The organism is Streptomyces sp. NPDC005533, assembly GCF_042871845.1.
In the GTDB taxonomy this organism is placed as follows: domain Bacteria; phylum Actinomycetota; class Actinomycetes; order Streptomycetales; family Streptomycetaceae; genus Streptomyces.
On the sequence record NZ_JBIAJH010000005.1, the window covers coordinates 212,155 to 232,642 of the forward strand.

Sequence of the window (20,488 nt, forward strand, 5' to 3'; positions counted from 1 at the left end):
GGGCGCGCCGCCTTGTCAGTCGGCGGCTCGGCGCCTGCCCCGTGGGCGGCGGGGGTACGGGAACAGCCGTGGCGAGCGCTTGGCGGCCACGTCCTCGATCCAGCCGAAGGTCAGCACCAGCAGGGCGAGCAGCGGGATCGCCACCAGCAGCAGGAACCACGGGCCGCCCACCAGCCACCGGAGGTGCGTGGAGACGAAGTCGACGGTCCACAGGGGGTCGATCAGCGGGACGGCGAGCACCAGCGCGACCTCGTGCCACAGGTAGACGCTGACGGCGCGTGCGTTGAGCAGGCTGACCAGGCCGTTCCAGCGTTCCAACCGTCTGGGCCACTGGTCCCAGGACGGGCTGACGTGGAGCAGGATGGCGACGAAGCCGAGGGACCACAGGGCCTGGGCGATCGGCCAGGACTCGATGTCGGTCGATTCCGTCGGATCGGCCGGCCGGGTCTGCAGGTACCAGAGGCCGGCCACCATGGCCAGTGGTGCGATGGACGGCAGTACGTACTGCGGGATCTTCTTGAGCAGCCCTTCCTGGTGGGCCATGCCGAGGATCCAGCAGGCGCCGAAGGTGGCGAAGTCGTTGGCGGTCTCCCAGACCCGGCTGTAGACGAACTCCTGGTCGGCGAAGAACGCGTTCATGACGATCACCATCGCCAGCGGCGTCGACAGCGTCAGCACCGGGAACCGTCGAAGCGCCCGGAGCATCAGCGGTGACAGCAGGACGTACCAGAGGTAGGCCCGGAGGTACCAGAGCGGGACGATGATCTGCGCGGCCCAGGTGTGTTCCACGTGCTGCTGGAAGCCGCCCAGCTCGTCCGCGAACGGCGGAGTGCTCAGCGGCAGGATCCAGAACACCAGCTTCGCCCACCACCAGGTGGAGTGGCCCTCGGAGTCGGGGCCCCAGCCGTCGAGGATCTGCAGGGTGATCATGATGGCGCCGAACAGCCACATCGGCGGCAGCAACCGGCGCAGTCGGCCGCGGATCACGCCGAGCGCGGGACGGCTGAGCGAGCGGGCCATCAGCGAGCCGGCCAGCGCGAACATCACGCCCATGGACGGGAAGACGAGGGGCAGCCAGAACCAGCCGAAGTTGTGGTAGAGCACCACGCGGCCCAGTGCCAGCGCGCGCAGCAGGTCGAGATAGCGGTCCCGGCCGCCCTTGCGCTCCGGCGGCGCCTGCGGCCCGGACTCCGCTTCCGGTTCCGGCTGCGGCTCCTGGCGCAGGACGGCGGGGATGCGCAGTTGGACGGTGTCGTACGTGCGCCCGAACTCGATGGGTGCGGTCATGGTCAGGCCTCCACCGGGACAGCGACCTCGCCGGTGCGCCGCAGCTTCTGCCAGCGCAGTCGGCCACCCGTCATCGCCGTGATCGCGGACTGCAGCAGGACGATGTACATCAGCTGCCGGTAGACCAGTTGCTGGATCGGCAGGCTGATCAGGTGCCAGGGCTTCTCGCGGTCGAGCCGGAAGGCGTACCAGGACAGGGCGGCCTGGAGCAGGATGAAACCGCCCCAGCTGGTGAGGGTGATCGGGGCGTCCGCGAACAGCACGCCGTACAGGAAGAACATGTCGACCAGCGGCGCCAGCAGCGGGGCGACGACGCCGAACAGCACGACGAGCGGCAGCCCGAGGCGGCCGAAGCGGCCGGCCGGGCCGCGGGAGGTCACCGCGCCGCGGTGCTTCCACATCGCCTGCATGCTGCCGTAGCTCCACCGGTACCGCTGGGACCAGAGCTGCTGGAGGCTGGCGGGAGCCTCGGTCCAGGCGCGCGCGTGCTCGGCGTAGACGACCCGCCAGCCGTCGCAGAGCACCGCGATGGTGATGTCGGTGTCCTCGGCGAGGGTGTCGTCGCTCATCCCGCCGACCTGCTGGAGGGCCTCCTTGCGGAAGGCCCCGACCGCCCCGGGGATGGTCGGGATGACGCCCAGCATGTCGTACATCCGGCGGTCCAGGTTGTGGCCGAGGACGTACTCGATGTGCTGCCAGGCGCCGATCAGGCTGTCGCGGTTGCCGACCTTGGCGTTGCCCGCGACCGCGCCGACGGACGGGTCGCCGAAGGGCTGGACCAGCTCGCGCACGGTGGACGGCTCGAAGACGGTGTCGCCGTCCATCATCACGACGATGTCGTACGAGGCGGCGGCGATGCCGGTGTTGAGCGCGCTGGGCTTGCCGCCGTTGACCTGGCGGATCAGCCGGACGAACGGCAGGTCCATCTCCTCGACGATCTCCGCGGTCTCGTCCGAGGAGCCGTCGTCGATGACGATCACCTCGATCGGATGGTCACTGGCGGCGAGGGAGTTGAGGGTGTTGGCGATGCACTCGCGCTCGTTGTAGGCCGGGACCAGCACGGTGACCGGCTCCGTGACGGGCACGCCCCAGGCCTCCCGCCGCTTGGAGCGGCGGGCGTGCAGGGGTGCGAGGACGAGCATCAGCGCGAACCGGCCGAAGTTGAGGAAGCCGACGACGGCCAGCATCCCGATCAGCACCGGCAGGGTGAGCACGGCGAACTGGGTGGCCCAGATGTATCCCTTGCCCGCCCACAGCGGGAAACCGTGCACCGGCGTGGTCGCGCTGGTGGCGCCCAGTGCCTCGGAGACGGTGGCGAAGCGGTAGCCCTGCGCCTGCAGCCTGTCGATGATCTGGACGAGCGCGGTGAGGGTCTGGCTGCGGTCGCCACCCGCGTCGTGCAGCAGGATCATCTCGCCCGCACCGGGCTCGGTCGGCATCGCCGCCTTGACGATCTCCTCGACGCCGGGACGCTTCCAGTCGTCGGTGTCGCGGTCGATGAACGCGGTGAGGTAGCCGCGCGCGCCCACGTACTTGATCACCGGATAGGTCCAGTCGTCCAGCGCCGCGGCGTTGGAGGAGTACGGCGGGCGGAACAACGAGCTGTGGACACCTGCGGCGCCGGCCAGCGCCAGCTGCGTCTGCGCCAGCTCCCAGCTGATCCGGGTGTGGGACTGGTACACCAGGTCGGGGTGGGTGAAGGTGTGCACGCCGAGTTCATGGCCGTCCGCGACGATCTGCCGGATCAGCTCGGGATGGCGCGCGGTCATCCCGCCGGTCACGAAGAACGACGCACGGATGTCGCGGGCCTCCAGCAGCTCCAGGATCTTCGGGGTCCACTCCGGCGAGGGACCGTCGTCGAAGCTCAGCACCACGGTCCGGTCCGGGATGCGGTAGCTCACGGGGTGCTCGTTCTTGGCGCCCCGCGCGTCGATGACCGGTCCACCCTTCAGCAGGTTCTTCGGCACGGTCGTCTTGTCGACCGAGTCCGCGACCCGGGAGTCGTGGAACGCCTCGTTGGTGGCGAGCCCGCGCAGGACGAGGAGCGCGAGCAGGAAGGCCAGCAGGGACAGCGGCATGAAGAAGCGCAGCGGCGGCGCGGCCAGTCGGCGCGGCCTGCGCATGGACTGCCGGCGGCGCTGGTGGCGGGACAATGACGCTCCTGAAGATGGGTGGTGCGGACGGTCAGCTGCGCTTGGCCGGCCGGCCCGAAGGCGTTGCCCCGCGCGGCGCGGTGGTCGTGGGCTTCGATGTGGTCGTCGTCGGCTTCGACGCGCCGGCCGCCGGTCTCGACGCGCCGGCCGTCGGCTTCGACGCGTCGGCCGAGGTCTTCGCCTGCGGTGCGGCGGACCGCGTGGCCGCCCGAGGTGGGGACGACGCGGCCGGCCGGCCCGGCGACGGCGACGACACGGGTGAGGGCGGCGGGGCGGGCGATCCCGCGGGCTGCGCGGGTATGCCCATCGCCGGGGCGTCCGCCTGCCCGCCGATCAGGCTGCTGCCCATGGCGACCGCCAGGATCGCGCCGACCACGGAGACCGGCCAGGCGACGCCGCGCAACAGGCGGCCGCGCAGACCCGACTGGTCGACGAACACCGGTGCGGGAGCGGGATCCGGGAAATGCGGCTCAGGCGTGTCGGGGTCTGCCGGGTACGCCGATCCGCGGTCGGGGGAGGTGATGACTGGGCGCACCTTGCGGGGCCTTTCAGAGCAGGGTACGTAGACCGCGGATGGCAGGGCGAACGCTAGTGCACCGACCTGAATCGAAATTGTCTCGATGTGTGCATTTAGCAGGATCTGCTCAGGTGTCGTAATCGGATTGGAATACCAATTGGACGTACTGGCCAGTAGTCGGGATCCGGGGGCGCCACGCCCTCGCACTTCGTTTGGCTAGGATGCCCACCTCGTGGGATCAGTCATTTGATCCTCATGCAAAAGGGCGTGTCCACGTACCGCCTCAACGCCCCAAGGAGCCCGTGTGAGTCAGCCCCGCCGCACCTCTCGTCGCCGTGCGTGGACTGCGCTCACGCTGCCCGCCCTCCTGTGCGCCCTCGCCGCGTGCTCCGGCGGCCCCGCCGACGATGCCGCCGCGTCCGGCCCCGGTGCGTCGCCGACGCCGTCCGGACCGCCGGGAACCCTGTTCGACACCTTCCACTACAGCGGGGCCGACGACCCCTCGCTCGCCGCGCACGGCTGGGAGATCCGTACCGGCGAGGGCGGCCCGGGGATCAAGGACTCCTGGTCCGCCGCGGGCGCCGGCTTCCCCTCCGACACGACCGCCCAGGGGGGCAGGGTCCTCCAGCTGCAGTCCTCCACGGACGGCACCAAGCAGGGCACCAGGCAGGTCGAGGTGCAGAGCACCGGCAACAACCTCTTCACGGGGACCTTCGCCGCCCGGATCCACTTCAGCGACAAGCCCACGAGCGGCCGGGGCGGCGACCACGTCGTCCAGACGTTCTTCCCGATATCCGCCTCGGACTCCTCGGTGAACTACAGCGAACTCGACTGCGAATACCTGCCGAACGGCGGCTGGGGTTCGGTGGGTCCGCGCCTCGACAACGTCAGCTGGTACAAAGCCGATCCGCCGGACCGGGTCAGCCACACCCTCAAACAGTCCCTCGAGGGTTGGCACCTCATGATGATCACCGCCCTTGACGGAAAGGTCACTTACTCCATGGACGGCAAGGAGCTGTTCACCAGCTCCGGCAAGTACGTCCCGCGCGAGAAAATGGACGTCCACTTCAGCAATTGGCTCATCGACCTTCCCTTCGCGGGTGGTACCCGCACGTGGGACATGAAGGTCAACTGGTTCTACTACAAAGCCGACCAGGCCGTTTCCCTGGCGGACGTCCAAAAGACCGTGGACGGCTTTTACAGCGCCGGCACCGACTACGTCAACACCGTGCCGAAGTCCTGAACCCGAGGCGGGACCGGGCCCGCACGCGGCTCACGGCCCGATCTCGAACTCGGGCGCCTCAAGGCCGTTCAGGCACGCGGTCTTCGGCGCGGCCGGGTCGTCGAAGAACGAAACGGCGATCTCCTGGGCGCACTTCGAGGTGGCGAACACCACGTGCGGCTCGAACGGCACCGTGACCACCTTGGCGTTGGGCAGCGTGCGGGCGACGTACGGCCCGTTGTCCGCCCCGGTCTGCGAGTCGAACCCGCCCGACAGGGCGAGCGTCGGGATGTCGCCTCGCGTGGCGTCCCGGATCGAGGGCGGCGCCGCGGGGACGTCCCAGACGGCGCAGTCCGGGTGCAGGAAGGCGAGCTGCGGGGCCTGGGCCTGTACCGAACGGGGGAACGACGGGAAGGCCTCCTGTCCGCCCTTGAGCGCCGCGGACTCGCTCTCGTACGGCGTCCACTCGCTGCAGAAGACGCCGTAGACCAGCCCGTGCGCGACCCTTCCCATGGCCTGCGGGCTGAGCTTACCGCCCGCCCACTGGCGGGCGATCCGCTGCGGTTTGCCGTGCGCCAACTCGTCGAGGGCGGCGGGGACCTGGGGCGCCACGTGCGTGGCGGAGGTCATCCAGTTCACCAGGGCCGCGCCGTCCAGGACGACCTTCACCGGCTTGTCGCTGCCCGGGAGGGTGACGGTGGTGGTGACCGGCTTGGCCTCGAGTTCGCGGACGAGCCGCTCGAAGGTGGCCGACAGGTTCGGATAGCGCTTGTTGCATGCCGGTTGCTCCGCGCAGGCCTTGAAGAGGCCGTCGAAGCCCTGCCGGGCGCTGCTCCAGGTCGCGGCCGAACCGGCTCTGGACGGGGGCAGTATGCCGTCGAGACCCACCGAGCGCAGCCCCTCGGGGTGCAGGCGCATGTAGACCAGCGCCAGGTGGGTGCCGTAGGAGATCCCGTAGACGTTCCACTGGCCGATGCCGAGCGCGTTGCGCAGGTCCTCGTAGTCGGCGGCGCTCTCGATGTCGTTGTAGGCGGCGAGGTCGAGCCCGCGGGCCGCCAGTTGGTCGCGGCAGGCCTTCGTGGCCTCGACGTGCAGGCGTTCGGTGGAGGGTGCGTCGTGGACGAGGCCGACCGCCCGGGCGTTGAACTCGTCGATGTTGGGGCAGAGGGCGTTCGGGTCGGCCGAGTACGTACCGCGCTGGGACATGAAGATCACGTCACGGTCGCGGTTCAGGCCGCCGTCGATGGCCATCTTCGCCTCGCCCACGGCGTCGTCGCCGGGTCCGCCGGCGAGCCACACGATGGGGTCGGGTTTCGGGGTGTCGGACGCGGCGGGCACGATCGCGACGCCGAGTCTGATCATCCTGCCCGTCGACTCGGCGCGGTTCTCGGGCACGGTGAGCGTGCCGCAGCGGGCCCCTTCCAGCTCCTCGACCGGTTCCGGCGTCTTCGGGCAGGGACCCGGCTCGAAGCGGGCGTCGCCCGCCGTCCGCGCGACCGTGCCGATCGGCGCTCCGGGGCCGGGGGTGGCGTCGGTGCGGGACCACGCCGCGGCGGGCGCCGCGAGCAGGCCGGTGACGAGGACACCGGTCGCCACGGCGGCCGAGGTGGCGCGCAGTCGTCGTACGGTGCGGCGGCGCAGGGGCGGTTGCCGGCGTGTCATCAGGCCTCCCGGTCACTTCGGGACGATGGTGAACGGTGCGGGCTCGAGGTCGTCCACGCACGCCGTGTCGGGCGCGGTCGGACGGGCGAAGAACGAGGCCAGCACGCGCTGCGCGCATGGGGACTGCGGGACCACCCAGTGGCCGATTCCGGGGACCTGGACGGCAGTCGAACGGGACAGGTCGCGGGCCACGCCCTTCGCCCAACTCGCCCCGGTCTTCACGTCGAACGTGCCGGAGACGACGAGTGCCGGCACCGAGCTGACCGTGGCCACCCGCTGGACCTCCGCGCGGTCCGGTACGTTCCAGATCCCGCACACCGGGTACTGGAAGGGCAGTTGCGGCACCTGGGCCAGGACCGTGTCCGGCCATCCGGGGAAGGCCTTCTGCCCCGCCTTCAGCACGTCGGACTCCGAGTACCCCGGAGCCCACTCGCCGCACGCTATCGAGTTCGTCAGACCGTGTGCGAACTCGCCGACCTTCTGGACCGAACCGGCCGCGCGGGCCTGCGCGAAGCGCTCCGGGTTCCCGCGGCTGAGTTCGTCGAGCGCCGCCGGGATGTCCTTGGGCCGGGGGGTGAAGGCGACGATCAGGTTCAGCAGCGCGCCCCCGTCGAGGACGACCTTGACCGGCTTCCCGCCGTTCGGCGGCGTGACGTTCAGCGTCAGGGGGTGGGCCTCCAGCTTGCGCACCTGCTCCGTCAGCAGGCCGGGGAGGTCCGGGTACCGCTCCTTGCAGGCGGGTTGCGCGGCGCACGCCGCGAAGATGTTGTGGATCCCCTCGGCGGTGCTGGTCCATGTCCACGGCAGGGTCACGACCTGGGGAGGGGTGATCGAGTCGATCGCCACCGCGCGGATTCCCTCGGGGTGCAGGCGCAGGTACGTGAGGGCCAGGTTGCTGCCGTAGGAGTACCCGTAGACGTTCCACCGGGGGATGCGCAGCGCCTCGCGCAGGTCGGCGAAGTCCGCGGCGTTCTCGGTGGTGTTGTAGGCGCCCAGCTCGACGCCGTCGGCCGTCAGGCGGGCCCGGCAGTCCTTCACCGCCTTCAGCATGAGCTGCTTCGCCCGCTCCGCGTCGTAGCCCAGGCCCACGGCCTGCTCGTTGAACCGGTCGACCTCCGGGCAGGCGAGGTTCGGCTGGTCGTAGAGGTTGCCGCGCTGGGCCATGACGATCAGCTCGCGGTCCTTGTTGAGGCCGGAGTCGACGAGGAAGGGAATGTCGTCGAACGTGTCGGCTCCCGGGCCGCCCGCCATGAACACCACGGGGTCCTGGGCCGGCTTCGCCGGGCTGGCGGCCGCGATGACCGCCACGGCCAGCCTGATGGTCCGGCCGCCGGGGCGGGAGCGGTTCTCGGGGACCTCCAGGACGCCGCACCGGGCGTTCGCGAGCGCTTCGATCGGCTCGGGCGTCCTCGGACAGGGGCCGGGCACGAACCGGGACGGGGCCGCGGTGCCGGACCGGCCGACGGACGGGGCGGCTGGTGACGCCGCGCCGCTCGGTGCGGGGCCGAGCGCCGCGACGCAGACGAGAGCGGCCGCGGCGGTCGCCGCGTGGATGCTGTGCTTCGGCATGTGATCCCGTTCCTCTGCCGACATCGGCGGCGGCCCCACCGGGCCGGGCCGCAGCGGTATGGACGGAACGCTCCCTCTCGACGCTACTCGGTGGGACGTACGCACGCACGCGGAGCGATCAGCACCCCGGGGTGGCCGGCCGGCCGTTGGTCAGGCGGCCTGGCGTCCGGCCGCGGTCCGGCCCATCGTCAGCGCCAGACGTCGTACGCGGCGCCAGTCCATCGGGGGCGCGGTCGGCGGGACGCCGGGCCGGTGGCGGGGCACGCGCACGCGCAGGGCGCCGGGTTCGAGGCGGCAGCGCACCGGAGTGGCCAGGGTCAGGGCCTCGCCGTCGACGCCGACCGGGATGACGGGAGTGTCCGCGTCGACGACGACCTCCCGGGCGGTGGCCTCGGTCAGCCCGCGGCCCTGCCCGCCGCGCAAGAGGAGTTCCGTGGCTTCGGCGGCGTTGCCGACGCCGACGCACAACACCCCCAGCTCGCCGGAGTCGAGCCGCCCTCGGCGTCCCAGTCCGGCCGAGTCGCCCCTCTCGTAGGGGTTGTTGCTCACGAGCACGGCCTGCGGACCGTCCTTGGTCAGCGGACCGGCACGGACCGTCAGCCGTGCGCCGCTGTGGTGGGTCAGCAGGTCCGGCAGCATCTCCAGGATGGTGCGGGCCTTGTCGTCGCGGTAGGCGGGGCTCTGCACCACTTCCGCGTACACGCCGAACGACGCGTTGTTGAGGAAGACGCGCCCCGCGCTCCGGTCTGCGGGATCCCCGGCGTGGAGACGGCCCACGTCGATGCGCAGTTCGACGCCGTCGGTCAGTGCCTCCAGGCACGTGGAGGGGTCCTGCCGGTCCAGGCCGAGATCCATGGCGAAGTGGTTGCGGGTGCCCGCGCTGATCACCACGAAGGGGAGGTCGTGCTCCATGGCCACACCGGCGACCAGGGCCTGCGTGCCGTCGCCGCCCGCGACGCCGAGCAGGTCGGCGCCGTCCCGTACGGCCTGGCGGGCCAGCTCGGCCACGTCCTGCCGCCGGACCGGATCCAGTACGACGACCTCCGCGCCCAGCGCCCGGGCGCGCTCCGCCAGGTGGAACTTCTCGACCTTCCCGCCGCCCGAGCGCGGATTCATGATCAGGAACGGCTGTGCCGCCCGGTCCGCGGAGTGCTCCGGCATGCCGGGCGGGGCGTCGCCGACCAGCGCGGCCCTGCCCGCGGAGAAGGCCAGCGCCCACAGGCCGACCGAGACCAGCACGACCCAGAGCAGCCCGGCGGCCGTGTACAGGATCAGGACCCCGAGCGGCGCGGCGACCGCCAGCAGGGCGGCCAGCGCCCGGATCCAGCCGGTGTGGGTGAGCAGCCACCACCCGCCGGCCGCCGTGAGCACCAGCCCGGCCCAGCCCACGGCCATGAGCAGCAGGCTGCCGAGCCCGGCGAAGACCACCAGCACCGCGATCGCCGCGGCGCCCGCCACCAAGGCCAGTCGCGCGGCCCAGCGCCTGCTCATGGGGCGACCTCCCACCGGTCCACGGCTGCCGGACAGGGCATGCGACCTCCTCTTCAGGCTACGGGCGGTCACCCTGCGCAGCACGTCCGCCCGGGGCGCCCGCGCGCGGACCGGGGGCCGCGGCCCTCTTCGGACCGGCGGCCGGGAGGACGCCGAGGCCGACGGTGGAAAGCGCCCTAGAAGGCCGAGTGGGCGAACCAGTGGGCGAGCAGGTCCTGGTCGCCGAGCAGCCGGAAGGCGTCGCTGCGGCGGTCGAGGCGGCCGTAGAGGAGGAGCAGGAGGTCGGCGGCGGTTCCCCGGACCGTGGCGTCCGCCGGGCGGGATTCGGCGTCGTCGGCCACCAGGGCGAAGCCGTCGGGGCGCAGGCCGACGAGCCAGTCGCCGTCGCCTTCGCCGTCGCCGTCCGTGCAGCTGAAGCGAATCGTCCGGTCAGCGGCGCGCAGTTGGGCGGTCAGCGGCGCGAAGGAGGACGCGAACGGCAGGTTGGTCAGGAACTCGTCGATGCCGTCGACCGCCAGTGCGCGGTCGACCTGCGGCGGGAGTCCAAGGGCGAGTTGGGCGTCGACCCGGTGGACGAGCGTCTCGAAGAGCATGCGCCGGACCCAGAACCGGGCGTGCTGGTCGACTCCCCAGGCCCACATGGGGGCGTCCAGGTCGGTGGCGGCGAACACCTCGGCGGCCTCCGCCGCGCTCGCGGCCAGCCAGTCGGGCAGGCCGTCGGGTCGCTCCGGCAGCCGCAGGTCCACCTCGCGGCTGGTCGGGGGCTGCTGGATGCGGCGGCGCAGCAGCTCGGTGAACCAGCGGTGCACGCTGCCGACGTGCCGGGTGAGGTCTTCGAGGGTCCAGCCGGGGCAGGTGGGTACCGGGGTGGAGAGGTCGGCCGCCTCGACCGCGGCGACGAATGCGGCGGTCTCGGCTGCGACGGCCGCTCCGTGCTGGGCGGGGTTCATGTCCGTGCCCTTCCTCTGCTGGTGCTGCCCCAGGCGGCAATGATTAAGAGGGTGGATGGTTTAGCTCTTCAAGTAATACGGGACGGTAATTCCGCACCGTTGAGGATGTCAACTTTCCGCCCGCCGGGCCGCCCCCGGCCCGTCAGCGCAGTTGGCGGCGGACCAGGTCGTGGAAGAGGCCGCTCGTGTCGGCGAGCAGTTCGGCCGGTGGACCCTGCTGGACCACGCGGCCGTCCGCCATGGCGATCACCCGGTCGGCGTCCATGATCGTGCTGAGCCGGTGGGCGATCACGATGCGGGTGGCGTGCAGGGCCCGGGTGGATTCGATGACGACGCGCTGGGCCTCGTTGTCCAGCGCGCTGGTGGCCTCGTCGAAGAACAGGAGGCGCGGTTTGCGGATGAGGGCCTGGGCGATCATCAGCCGCTGCCGCTGGCCACCGGAGACGGTGCCGCCGCCGTCGGACAGCATGGTGTGCATGCCCATCGGCATGGCCTTGATGTCCTCCGCCAGACCCGCCATCGCGGCGGCCTCCCACGCCTCCTCCGGCGAGTACGTCCCGGCGCCGCAGATGCAGTCGAGGATCGAGCCGGTGAAGGGCTGGGCGTTCTGCAGGACGACACCGCACTGGCGGCGCACGGCCGCCTGGTCGAGCGCGGCCAGGTCCTGGCCGTCGTAGAGCACGCTGCCGGAGAGGGGTTTGTCGAAGCCGATGAGCAGTCGCAGCAGTGTCGACTTGCCGCAGCCACTGGCGCCGACGATCGCGACGAACTCCCCCGGGCGGACGCGGAAGTCGACGCCGTCGAGCACGAGCGGGCCGTCGTCGGCATAGCGGTACGACAGGTCCCTGGCCTCGATCGCGCCGGTCAGTTCCCCCGGCGGGGTGCTGGAGCCGCCCGCTTCGGGGAGCTCCCGCAGGACCGGCCGGATCTGCTCGAACATCGGCAGGACGGCGGCCGCCGAGATCAGCGCGCCGGTCAGCTGCGTGACCGACGACAGCAGCATGGTCAGCGCGGTGCTGAAGGTCAGGAACTCGCCGGCGGACATGGCCCCGCGGGCCGGTCCGGCGAGCAGCACGAACATCACCAGCGTGCACAGCGGCAGGTAGACGGCGCCCAGGACCGTGATGACGTTCTGGATCCGGCCGGTGCGCTGGTGCAGGTCGCGGGTACGGGCGAACTCCCGTGCCCAGGCGGCGTACGCGAAGCTCTCGGCCGCGGCGACCCGCAGCTTGGGCAGCCCGCGCAGGGTCTGGAAGGCCTGGTTGTCGAGCCGGTGGCCGAGCTTGATCAGCCGGCGTTCGTAGCGCAGCTGCCACAGTCCCAGGCCGAGGAAGACGCCCGCGATGACGACCAGCATGGCGAGCGCGGCCATGGCCAGCGGCACGCTGTAGACGAGCAGCAGCACGAGGTTGATCGCGCCGACCGCGCCCGCCTGGACGCAGACCGGGCCGATGCCGGACAGCACGCGGCGCATCGCGCTGATGCCCATCGCCGCGCCGGCCAGTCCGCCGGTGGAGCGCCCGGCGAAGAACGTCGTCGGCAGCCGCAGCAGCCGGTCCCACACGGCCGGCTGCACGGTGGCCTCGATGCGGCCCTCCATGCGCAGGAGGGAGGTGTTCTGCAGCAGCATGAACACTGCCGAGACGACGCCGGTCGCCAGCAGTGCCAGCCCGGTCTGCACGATGAGGCCGTTCTCGGCCTGCGGGACGTACCGGCCGAGGACCTGTCCGGTGGCGATGGGCACCAGGGCGCCGAGGACCACCGCGACCAGCCCGCCGAGGAGGAGGCTGCGCAGCTCGGGGAAGGTGCCGCGCACGCTGAAGCGGAGCAGGGCCGGCAGGCCCACCGGCCCGTCGGGCAGGGGGCGGTAGAACATGACGCCGTGCGGTTCGAAGGCCGCCTCGTTGGTCTTCGAGACGCGCTCGCGGGTTCCGGTGGCCGGGTCGACCGCCTCGTAGCGACCGCGCCGCCACAGGAGGGCGACGGGCGCGCCGTCCTTCTCCCGCCGGCCCACCAGCGGACCGCTGTTCTCCCGCCACCAGCGCCCGCTGAGCCGGACCGCGCGGGTGCGGATCCGTGAGGCGAGTGCGATGCGTTCGACGGGATCGAGGTGCCCGGACACGGCGCCGGCCGCGCCCGGCTCGGACAGGGTGATGCGGGCCGCGGCGGCGACCGTGCGGCACACGGCGAAGGTCGCGTCGGCGCTCCTGCTGCGGTGGGGGTGCCGGCCGGAGCGGACGATGGACGCCAGCAGCGTGTGGTCCGCCTGCGTGCGCGCGGCCCGGCCCGCCTCGATGCCGGCGGCCGTGCGGTCCTCGTGCGTGCGCTCGAGCTGTTCGATCCGGCTGTCGAGGGCGTACAGCAGCCGGTGCTGCTGGTCGACCATGCCCTGCCACATCGCCGCGTCGACGAGGAGGGTGCCCACCGCCTCCGCCTCGTACACGGCCCCGTACTGGACGCTGCCCGGGGTGATCTGCATCCACAGGATGTCGTCGTCGGCCCCGCCCTGTCCGGTGGTGGCGCTGCCGTCGAGCGGGGCCTGGTAGAGCACGCGCAGCCCGCGGCCGACGCCACGCGCGAAGGCGTCCTCCAGCGGGCTCAGCCGTCCTCCGTCGGCGGCCCCGTACGGCACCTGGTCGGCGTACCACGCGCCGCCGTCGAACTGACCGGTGTGGAACCGACCCGCCTGGGACTGGTCGCCGTGGAACGGGTCGCCGTACTCCGGGCGGTACAGCTCCCGCAGTTCGATGCGGCGCAGCCAACACCCCTCCAGGGGGCGGCCGACCAACGTGTGGTCGGGCCCCTCCGCCGGGCCCAGCAGCAGCGTGCCCGGCGACAGCCGGCCCAGGAAGTGCCAGTGACCGGCCTGCGCCGCGTCGACGGCGAACAGGTCCAGCTCGCCCTGTACGACGAGCCACAGGACGAGCGGGCCCTCCAGGGCCAGGCTGCGCAGTCCCGTGCAGTCGACGGGCGAGCCCAGTGCGCCGAGCGCGGCGACCACCGGGTCCGGGGGCCCGCCCGAGGGCCCCGCGCCCGCGAAACCCACGGCGGCGTGGTGTGCGTACGTCACCTCAGTGCTCCTTGACCAGTGCGGCGTACGGGCCCCGGGCGGCGAGCAGCCGCTCGTGCCGGCCGCGTTCCACGACCGTGCCGCGGTCGAGTACGAGGATCTCGTCGCTGTCGCGCACGGTGCTCAGCCGGTGCGCGATGACCACGCAGGCGCAGCCACGACGGCGCAGGTTGTCGATGATGACCTGCTCGGTCACCGCGTCCAGGGCGCTGGTCACCTCGTCGAGGACCATGACGCTGGGGCGGCGCACCAGCGCCCGTGCGATCTCCAGCCGTTGGCGCTGACCGCCGGAGAAGTTGCGGCCGTCCTGTTCCACGCGGCTGTGGATGCCGCCGGGGCGGCGGGCGACCACGTCGTGCACGGCGGCGTCCTCGAGGGCGGCGATGACGTCCTCGTCCGCGATGGTGGGGTCCCACAGGGTCACGTTGTCGCGGACGGTGCCCTCGAAGAGGAAGACGTCCTGGTCGACGAAGGAGACGGAGGCGGCCAGCGCGCCGCGCGGGATGTCCGCCAGCCGCATCCCGTCGATGCGGACGGTCCCCTCCCAGGGGGTGTAGAGGCCGGAGATCAGCCGGGAGACGGTGGACTTGCCGCTGCCGGAGCCGCCGACGAGCGCGACCTGCTGACCGGGGCCGACCGAGAGCGAGAAGCCCTTGAGCAGCGGGGCGTCCAGCGGGCTGTAGCCGAAGGTGACGTGGTCCAGTTCCACATGGCCCTTGAGGCGGCGGGTGCCGCCGGCGGGCTCGCGCCGCGCGTGGACGGGCGCGACGGGGAAGTTCTCGACGTCCTTGAGCCGGGCGACGTCGGCCGCGAAGTCCTGGATCCGGCCGGCGACGCCGCCCAGCCGGGCGATCGGCGCGGTGAAGCTGGTCACCAGGGCCTGGAAGGCGACGAGCAGGCCCACGGTGAGGTGTCCCTCGGCCGCCCGCAGGCCGCCGATCATCAGGATCAGCGCGCTGTTGAACGCCGCCAGCGTGGGCGCGACGATCGCCAGCCACGCGCTGGGCACGCCGAGCCGCTGCTGCACGTCGAGGGTGACGGCGTGCTGGCCGGCCCAACGGCGGAAGAAGCCGTTCTCGGTGCCCGTCGCCTTCATCGTCTCGATGAGTTGGAGACCGCTGTAGGAGGTGTTCGTCAGCCGGGCGCTCTCGGCGCGCAGTTTCTGGGTGCCGGTGGCCCTCAGCCCGATCACGACGCGCATCGCCACGACGTTGAGCAGGGCCACGGCCACGCCGACGAGGGTGAGTTGGGGATCGTACGTCCACAGCAGCACCGCGTAGAGGACGACCACGACGGCGTCCACGGCGGCGGCGGCCAGGTCCCGGGCGAGGGTCTCGGCGACCGCGTCGTTGGAGCGCAGGCGCTGGACCAGGTCGGCCGGGTTGCGCTGGGAGTAGAAGGTGACGGGGAGCCGGAGCAGGTGCCGGAAGAAGCGGGCGCTGCCGAGGGTGGAGGAGATGATGCGCCCGCGCAGCAGGTTGGCCTGTTGCAGCGCGGTGAGCGTCGCGGTGAGGACGAGGGCGGCGGCCATCGCGGCGAACAGCACCCCCAGCAGGGAGCTCTGCTCACCGATGAGGAACATGTCGATGTAGGTGCGGCTCAGCGCCGGCACCGACGCCCCGACGGCGACCAGGAGCAGGCTGGAGAGCACGGCGGCGGCCATGGTGCCGGAAGTGCCGCGCAGGCGGGCCGGCATGGCGCCCAGGACGCCCGGTTTGCGGCCGCCGCGACGGAAGCCCTCGCCGGGCTCGAACGTGAGGACGACGCCGGTGAAGCTGGTGTCGAACTCGTCCATGGGGACGAACCGGCGGCCCTTGCCGGGGTCGTTGACGTACACGCCGCGGCGGCCGAGCCGGCGGCCCGTGCCGTCGTAGACGACGTAGTGGTTGAACTCCCAGAAGAGCACGGCCGGGGCGCTGACCTCGGCGAGCGCGGCCAGGTCCATCTGCATGCCCTTGGCCGTCAGCCCGTACCCGCGTGCGGCCTTGAGGAGGTTGCTGGCGCGGGAGCCGTCGCGGGAGACGCCGCAGGCGATGCGCAGCTCTTCGAGGGGGACGAAGCGGCCGTAGTGGCCGAGCACCATGGCCAGGGCGGCGGCGCCGCACTCGACCGCCTCCATCTGCAGCACGGTGGGCGTGCGTACGGGGCGGGGCGTCCTGCCCCTGGGGGCCGTAGGGGCGGTCCTGCGGCGGCTGCCGCCCTTGGGGTCGGGGCGGTGGCGCCGGCGACCGGGGGGAGGGAGCTGCGGCGGTGCTCCGGTGCGCGGCGCGGTCACGGCAGCAGCCAGTCGACGGGGCGGCGGGCGGCGAGGTGGACGGCGCCGGTGAGCGGGGTCCGCGAGTCGAGGGCGTACGGGGGCCCGCCCGGGGAGGACCACCGGTAGCCGGACCGGGTGGAGGGCGAGCGTTCGAGCCGTACGAGCACGGCGACCGGGTTGCCGTGCTCGGCGAACTGTTCGGCGAGCGCGCTGTCGCCGAGGAAGCCGCCGATCTGCGCCTGCGTCTGGGGCGCGCGGCCCACCGCCTGGACGCGGCCGCGCAGGGTGCCGAACTGCTGTCGCGGGACGGACTGGACGCTCAGGTCGACGGCGGCGCCCACGGGGATCGCCGAACCGTTGTCGCCCGGCACGTACAGGACGGCCACCAGGGGGTCCTCCGGATTCTTCACGCGTTCCACGGTGGCCACGTCCGCACCTGTGGCGACGACCGAGCCGACCTTGGCCACCAGCGCCGTCAGCCGGCCGCCGGTCACCACGCGCACGGGGCGGTCGCCCTGTTCCGTACGGACGTTGAGGAGGGGCGCGCCGGCGTCGAGCAGCTGGCCCTCCTCGGCGAGGACTGCGGTCACCTGCCCGGCGACCGGGGTCTGCAGCACGTAACTGCCCTCGGCCCGGGTGAGGATGCCGGGTGCGCTCAGCTTGGAGGAGACGGTGCCGGTGAAGGCCCAGAATCCGGCGGCGGCCATGACGACGACCGTGACGGCCAGGACCAGCCGTCCCTGCGGGCGCGCGAAACGGACGGGCAAATCGAGTTCTTCGGGCGATTGCAGCTTGGAAAGAGCCTTTTGGCGAAACTGCACGGACCATTCCTTCCACTGCATTCGCGTCGTTCGGGTACGTGGGCAGCCGGGAACCCCGGAGCCGTGGGGGGCGCTCCGGGGTTCCTGGGGATATCCGGATCAGAGACCGGCGCGCCCGGCGTTCACCGAAACGCCGGTGAGGCCCGTGACGAGACCGGGGACGTGGGACACGATGCCCGTCGCGGCCTGGACGGTGTGGAGGGAGCCCACGACGCCCACGACGCCACTGACATCGCTGGTCACGGCGCCGGCCAGGCCGCCGGAGACGCTGATGATGCCGCCGGAGACGGCGTCCAGCTCGGTGTCGGCGATCTCACGGGTCTCGATGTCGTTACGCATGACGCGCACCTTTCATTGGGGGGAGGAATTCACAGCTGCGGCGGCTGGGCGAGCGAAACTCGACCGCCTTTCCCGGCTGCCGCAATGCGCAGATGTAAGCACGCGAACCTGTCGGCCAGCCAATCCCGTTGACCCCCCGTCACGGGCGGATGATCACCTCTGGTGACGGACGTGCAGCTTGATTCACCGAATGGTGACGGCTTCTTCACAAGATCGAGTAACAGATATGGGCCGCCCCCTGCCGACACGGAACCAACCGGGACAAGCTCCCACCGAACGCCAGGGGAATTTCCCTCATCTCGTGGAGCCGCGGGGGTCGACGGAAGCGCTCGCGAACACCATGTGGAGGTTTCCGTGAGGCGCGTGACGTGACGGAGCCGTCACACCCGGTGCACCGGGCGCAGCCCTCGGGCAGGGCAAGCTGTGCGGTCCTGTGCGGTGACGCCGTCGACGACCGCGGCCGAGGCGTTCGCCCTCACGCTCGCGGACCGGCGATGGGCTGCTCCGTCCAGATCGTCTTCCCGGTGCCGGTGAACCGGCAGCCCCAGCGGTCGGTGAGCTGGGCGACGAGGAACAGGCCGCGGCCTCCCTCGTCGGTCTCCCGTGCCCGGCGCAGGCGCGGCTGCGTGCTGCTCGGGTCGGACACCTCGCAGACGAGTACCCGGTCGCGGATCAGCCGGAGCCCGACCGGGCCGCCCGCGTAGCGGATCGCGTTGGTGACGAGCTCGCTGACGACGAGCTCGGTCACGAAGCCCAGTTCGTCCAGCTCCCAGCCGGAGAGCCGGCCCACCACCAGTTCACGGGCGTGCCCGACGAGGGACAGGTCGGCTTCGAACTCCCACTCGGCGACCCGGTCCGGCGGCAGGGCGCGGGTGCGGGCGAGCAGCAGGGCCACGTCGTCGGCGGGCTCCTGGGACAGCACCTTGTCGAACACGCCCTGGCTGACCTCGCCCAGGGGCCGGCCCGATCCGGCGCCGACGAGCGAGCTCCGCAGCCTCTCCATCCCTTCCTCGATGTCGCCGCCGCGGCGCGCCACGAGGCCGTCCGTGAAGAACGCGAGTGTGCTGTCGGGCCGTACGCCGAACTCCGTCACCTCGAAGGGCATTCCGCCGACGCCGAGCGGCGGTCCGGGCACCATGTCCAGGAAGTGCGGCTCCTCCCCCGGGGGCAGCACGGCCGGCGGCGGATGACCGGCGGTGGCGGCGACGCACCGGCTCGTCACCGGGTCGTAGACGGCGTACAGGCACGTCGCTCCGAGCACCGCCGGTTCGGTGCGGGATTCGCCGGTCGTCTGCTCGCTGGAGAAGCCGAGCACCAGGTCGTCCAGGTGGGTGAGCAGCTCGCCGGGATCCAGGTCGAGGTCGGCCAGGGTCTGCACCGCGGTCCGCAGTCGGGCCATGGCCGCGGTGGCCTCCAGTCCGTGGCCGACGACGTCCCCGACGACGAACGCCACGCGCAGCGAGGGCAGCGGGATGACGTCGAACCAGTCCCCGCCGACTCCGGCGCCGCCGCCCGCCGGCTGGTAGATCCCCGACGTGTCCGCGGCCGCCGTGTTCAGGACGGACTGCGGCAGCAGGCTTCGCTGCAGGGCCACCACCGCCCGGTGTTCCTTCGTGTAGCGGCGCGCGTTGTCCACGCCGAGTGCGGCCCTGGAGGCGACGTCCTGGAGGAGGGCGGCGTCCTCCTCGCCGAAGGCGGAGGGCAGTTGGCTGCGCCAGACGGTGACGCAGCCGAGGATCAGACCGCGTGCGTACAGGGGCACCGCGACGGTGGAGTGCGCCCCGCTGGGGACGAACAGGCGCAGGGTGTCGGTGTCCACGCCGAGTGCGGAGCGCAGTACGTCGACGTCGGACACGAGCACGGGCCGTCCCGCCATGAGCGGGCGCATCACCTCGGTGTCCGGTACGGGAGGGAGCGCCTCGCCGACCGGGAGGAGGTCCTCCGCGCAGACACCCGGGCTCTGCGCGGCGGCGGTCCGGCGCAGGCGGACCTCACCGCTGGTGTCGAGCCGCAGCGGTTCGTCTCCCACCAGGACCGGCTCGGCGAGGTCCACGGTGGCCAGGTCCGCGAAGTCGGGGACGAGCAGGTTCACGAGGACCTGGGCCATGTCCGTGACGTCCAGGGACGCCCCGATGCTCTCGGCGGCGGTGAGGGACAGTCTCCTGCGGCGTCGTTCCGAGTCGGGCGCGACCGCCTCCACGGCGGTCTCCGCCGGGGTGACCAGGACGAGCCACTGGGCTTCGGCGTCGCGCTCGCCCGGAGTGCGGGCCGCGAGTCGGACGACCGTGCAGACCAGGGGCACCTTCGTGCCCACGTGCTCGCCTGCGGGCAGGGTCACCAGGCGGCGGGCCGGTCCCGCCTCCGCCCCGGCACTGGGCAGCATCCCCAGCAGGGGGGCGCAGGTCTGACCCGGCGGGCAGTCCAGCAGCTTCGCAGCCCACTCGGAACGGGCGACGACCACGCCCGCGTCGTCCAGTACGACCGCTGCCGTCTCGGTCACGGGCACCGAGGCCGACCTCGGGCCACGATGCTCCGGTTCACGCATGTCGCCTCCACGCACCGCAATCTTCAGTATCGACCCCGGGACGGGCACCGGCGACCCGCGGAGAGGGTGTCGCGCCCCCATGTCGGACGCCAGGGACAGGAGACATCCGGAGCGGGAGCCGGGGCCACGCGCGGCCGGGTGGTGGGGGCGGCAGGCCGGTGGGATGCGGGGGCGGCCTGCCGCCGGGTGGTTACGGGACCGGCTGCTGCTGGGTCACGCAGTGGATGCCGCCGCCGCCGGCGCCGAGGCGGTCGATGTCGAGCCGTTCCACGACGCGGCCGGGGAAGAGGCGGGTCAGCGTGGCGCGCGCCGCGGAGTCGGCCTGGGTGTCGCCGAACTGACCGCTGATCACGGCGCCGTTGCACACGTAGTAGTTGGCGTAGGAGGCGAGGAAGTCCGGGTTGGTGGAGCGGATCCTGTCGTAGTCGGGGCCCTGGAGCTTCTCGACGGTCATCCGGGCGCCGCCCGCGGTCGTGGCCGCGGACAGGACCTGGTACTGCCTGCGGGCGTCCCTGGCGTAGACGTCGTCGTCCGAGGCCTGCGGCATCTGGACGAGTGCCTTCCCCGGGGCGAGGAAGCGGGAGGTCGCGTCGACGTGGTCGTCG

At 72.2% G+C, this 20,488-nt stretch carries 13 protein-coding genes and 1 pseudogene; 2 read left to right on the plus strand and 12 right to left on the minus strand.

Features of this window, described 5'->3' with window-relative positions; all coding sequences use genetic code 11:
• Nucleotides 1–15: 15 nt before the first annotated feature.
• Together ACFYP3_RS07425 and ACFYP3_RS07430 are read right to left on the minus strand one after the other, a co-directional pair.
• Nucleotides 16–1,287, minus strand: coding sequence for an acyltransferase (locus ACFYP3_RS07425; protein ID WP_388828209.1), 1,272 nt, complete (start codon nucleotides 1,285–1,287; stop codon nucleotides 16–18).
• A 2-nt stretch (nucleotides 1,288–1,289) separates the two neighbouring features.
• Nucleotides 1,290–3,410, minus strand: a complete 2,121-nt coding sequence (locus tag ACFYP3_RS07430; protein WP_388828360.1) for a bifunctional polysaccharide deacetylase/glycosyltransferase family 2 protein — start codon at nucleotides 3,408–3,410, stop codon at nucleotides 1,290–1,292.
• 29 nt (nucleotides 3,411–3,439) lie between these two features.
• Here ACFYP3_RS07430 and ACFYP3_RS07435 point away from each other — a divergent pair, with 29 nt between their 5' ends.
• Complete coding sequence (locus ACFYP3_RS07435; RefSeq protein WP_388828212.1) at nucleotides 3,440–4,006, plus strand: hypothetical protein; 567 nt, start codon at nucleotides 3,440–3,442, stop codon at nucleotides 4,004–4,006.
• A gap of 255 nt (nucleotides 4,007–4,261) precedes the next feature.
• Entirely contained in the window at nucleotides 4,262–5,200 is a 939-nt protein-coding gene (locus ACFYP3_RS07440; protein ID WP_388828215.1) for a glycoside hydrolase family 16 protein, read from the plus strand.
• Nucleotides 5,201–5,230: 30 nt separating this feature from the next.
• Here the strand turns inward: ACFYP3_RS07440 and ACFYP3_RS07445 are convergent, their stop codons facing one another.
• From ACFYP3_RS07445 to ACFYP3_RS07490, 10 genes and pseudogenes are all read right to left on the minus strand, one after another.
• Nucleotides 5,231–6,841 (minus strand): alpha/beta fold hydrolase, encoded by a 1,611-nt coding sequence (locus ACFYP3_RS07445; protein WP_388828218.1) that lies wholly within the window; start codon nucleotides 6,839–6,841, stop codon nucleotides 5,231–5,233.
• Between the two features lie 12 nt (nucleotides 6,842–6,853).
• Nucleotides 6,854–8,410 (minus strand): alpha/beta fold hydrolase, encoded by a 1,557-nt coding sequence (locus tag ACFYP3_RS07450; protein WP_388828221.1) that lies wholly within the window; start codon nucleotides 8,408–8,410, stop codon nucleotides 6,854–6,856.
• Nucleotides 8,411–8,560: 150 nt separating this feature from the next.
• A complete protein-coding gene (locus ACFYP3_RS07455) occupies nucleotides 8,561–9,901 on the minus strand; it encodes a diacylglycerol/lipid kinase family protein (protein ID WP_388828224.1) in 1,341 nt (446 codons plus the stop codon).
• Nucleotides 9,902–10,077: 176 nt separating this feature from the next.
• A complete protein-coding gene (locus ACFYP3_RS07460) occupies nucleotides 10,078–10,851 on the minus strand; it encodes a maleylpyruvate isomerase family mycothiol-dependent enzyme (protein ID WP_388828227.1) in 774 nt (257 codons plus the stop codon).
• A gap of 142 nt (nucleotides 10,852–10,993) precedes the next feature.
• The gene (locus ACFYP3_RS07465) at nucleotides 10,994–13,921 is read right to left on the minus strand and encodes an NHLP bacteriocin export ABC transporter permease/ATPase subunit (RefSeq protein ID WP_388828230.1); all 2,928 of its coding nucleotides are present in this window, start codon (nucleotides 13,919–13,921) and stop codon (nucleotides 10,994–10,996) included.
• Nucleotide 13,922: 1 nt separating this feature from the next.
• Entirely contained in the window at nucleotides 13,923–16,196 is a 2,274-nt protein-coding gene (locus ACFYP3_RS07470; protein WP_388828233.1) for an NHLP family bacteriocin export ABC transporter peptidase/permease/ATPase subunit, read from the minus strand.
• A complete protein-coding gene (locus ACFYP3_RS07475; protein WP_388828236.1) occupies nucleotides 16,193–16,999 on the minus strand; it encodes an HlyD family efflux transporter periplasmic adaptor subunit in 807 nt (268 codons plus the stop codon). Before ACFYP3_RS07475 ends, ACFYP3_RS07470 begins: the two co-directional genes overlap by 4 nt.
• A gap of 99 nt (nucleotides 17,000–17,098) precedes the next feature.
• Nucleotides 17,099–17,338: a hypothetical protein gene (locus ACFYP3_RS07480; RefSeq protein WP_365481342.1), complete on the minus strand. Its 240-nt coding sequence runs from the start codon at nucleotides 17,336–17,338 to the stop codon at nucleotides 17,099–17,101.
• A 475-nt stretch (nucleotides 17,339–17,813) separates the two neighbouring features.
• The gene (locus ACFYP3_RS07485) at nucleotides 17,814–19,838 is read right to left on the minus strand and encodes a SpoIIE family protein phosphatase (protein WP_388828239.1); all 2,025 of its coding nucleotides are present in this window, start codon (nucleotides 19,836–19,838) and stop codon (nucleotides 17,814–17,816) included.
• A gap of 235 nt (nucleotides 19,839–20,073) precedes the next feature.
• Nucleotides 20,074–20,442 (minus strand): annotated as a pseudogene (locus tag ACFYP3_RS07490) (agmatine deiminase family protein); the annotation flags it as partial.
• Between the last annotated feature and the right edge of the window lie 46 nt (nucleotides 20,443–20,488).

Excerpts from the sequence above, each read along its gene's own strand:
- ACFYP3_RS07425 (WP_388828209.1), bottom strand. The coding sequence starts at position 1,287 with ATGACCGCACCCATCGAGTTCGGGCGCACGTACGACACCGTCCAACTG.
- ACFYP3_RS07430 (WP_388828360.1), bottom strand. The coding sequence starts at position 3,410 with ATGCGCAGGCCGCGCCGACTGGCCGCGCCGCCGCTGCGCTTCTTCATG.
- ACFYP3_RS07435 (WP_388828212.1), top strand. The coding sequence starts at position 3,440 with ATGACGCTCCTGAAGATGGGTGGTGCGGACGGTCAGCTGCGCTTGGCC.
- ACFYP3_RS07445 (WP_388828218.1), bottom strand. The coding sequence starts at position 6,841 with ATGACACGCCGGCAACCGCCCCTGCGCCGCCGCACCGTACGACGACTG.
- ACFYP3_RS07450 (WP_388828221.1), bottom strand. The coding sequence starts at position 8,410 with ATGCCGAAGCACAGCATCCACGCGGCGACCGCCGCGGCCGCTCTCGTC.
- ACFYP3_RS07455 (WP_388828224.1), bottom strand. The coding sequence starts at position 9,901 with ATGAGCAGGCGCTGGGCCGCGCGACTGGCCTTGGTGGCGGGCGCCGCG.
- ACFYP3_RS07460 (WP_388828227.1), bottom strand. The coding sequence starts at position 10,851 with ATGAACCCCGCCCAGCACGGAGCGGCCGTCGCAGCCGAGACCGCCGCA.
- ACFYP3_RS07480 (WP_365481342.1), bottom strand. The coding sequence starts at position 17,338 with ATGCGTAACGACATCGAGACCCGTGAGATCGCCGACACCGAGCTGGAC.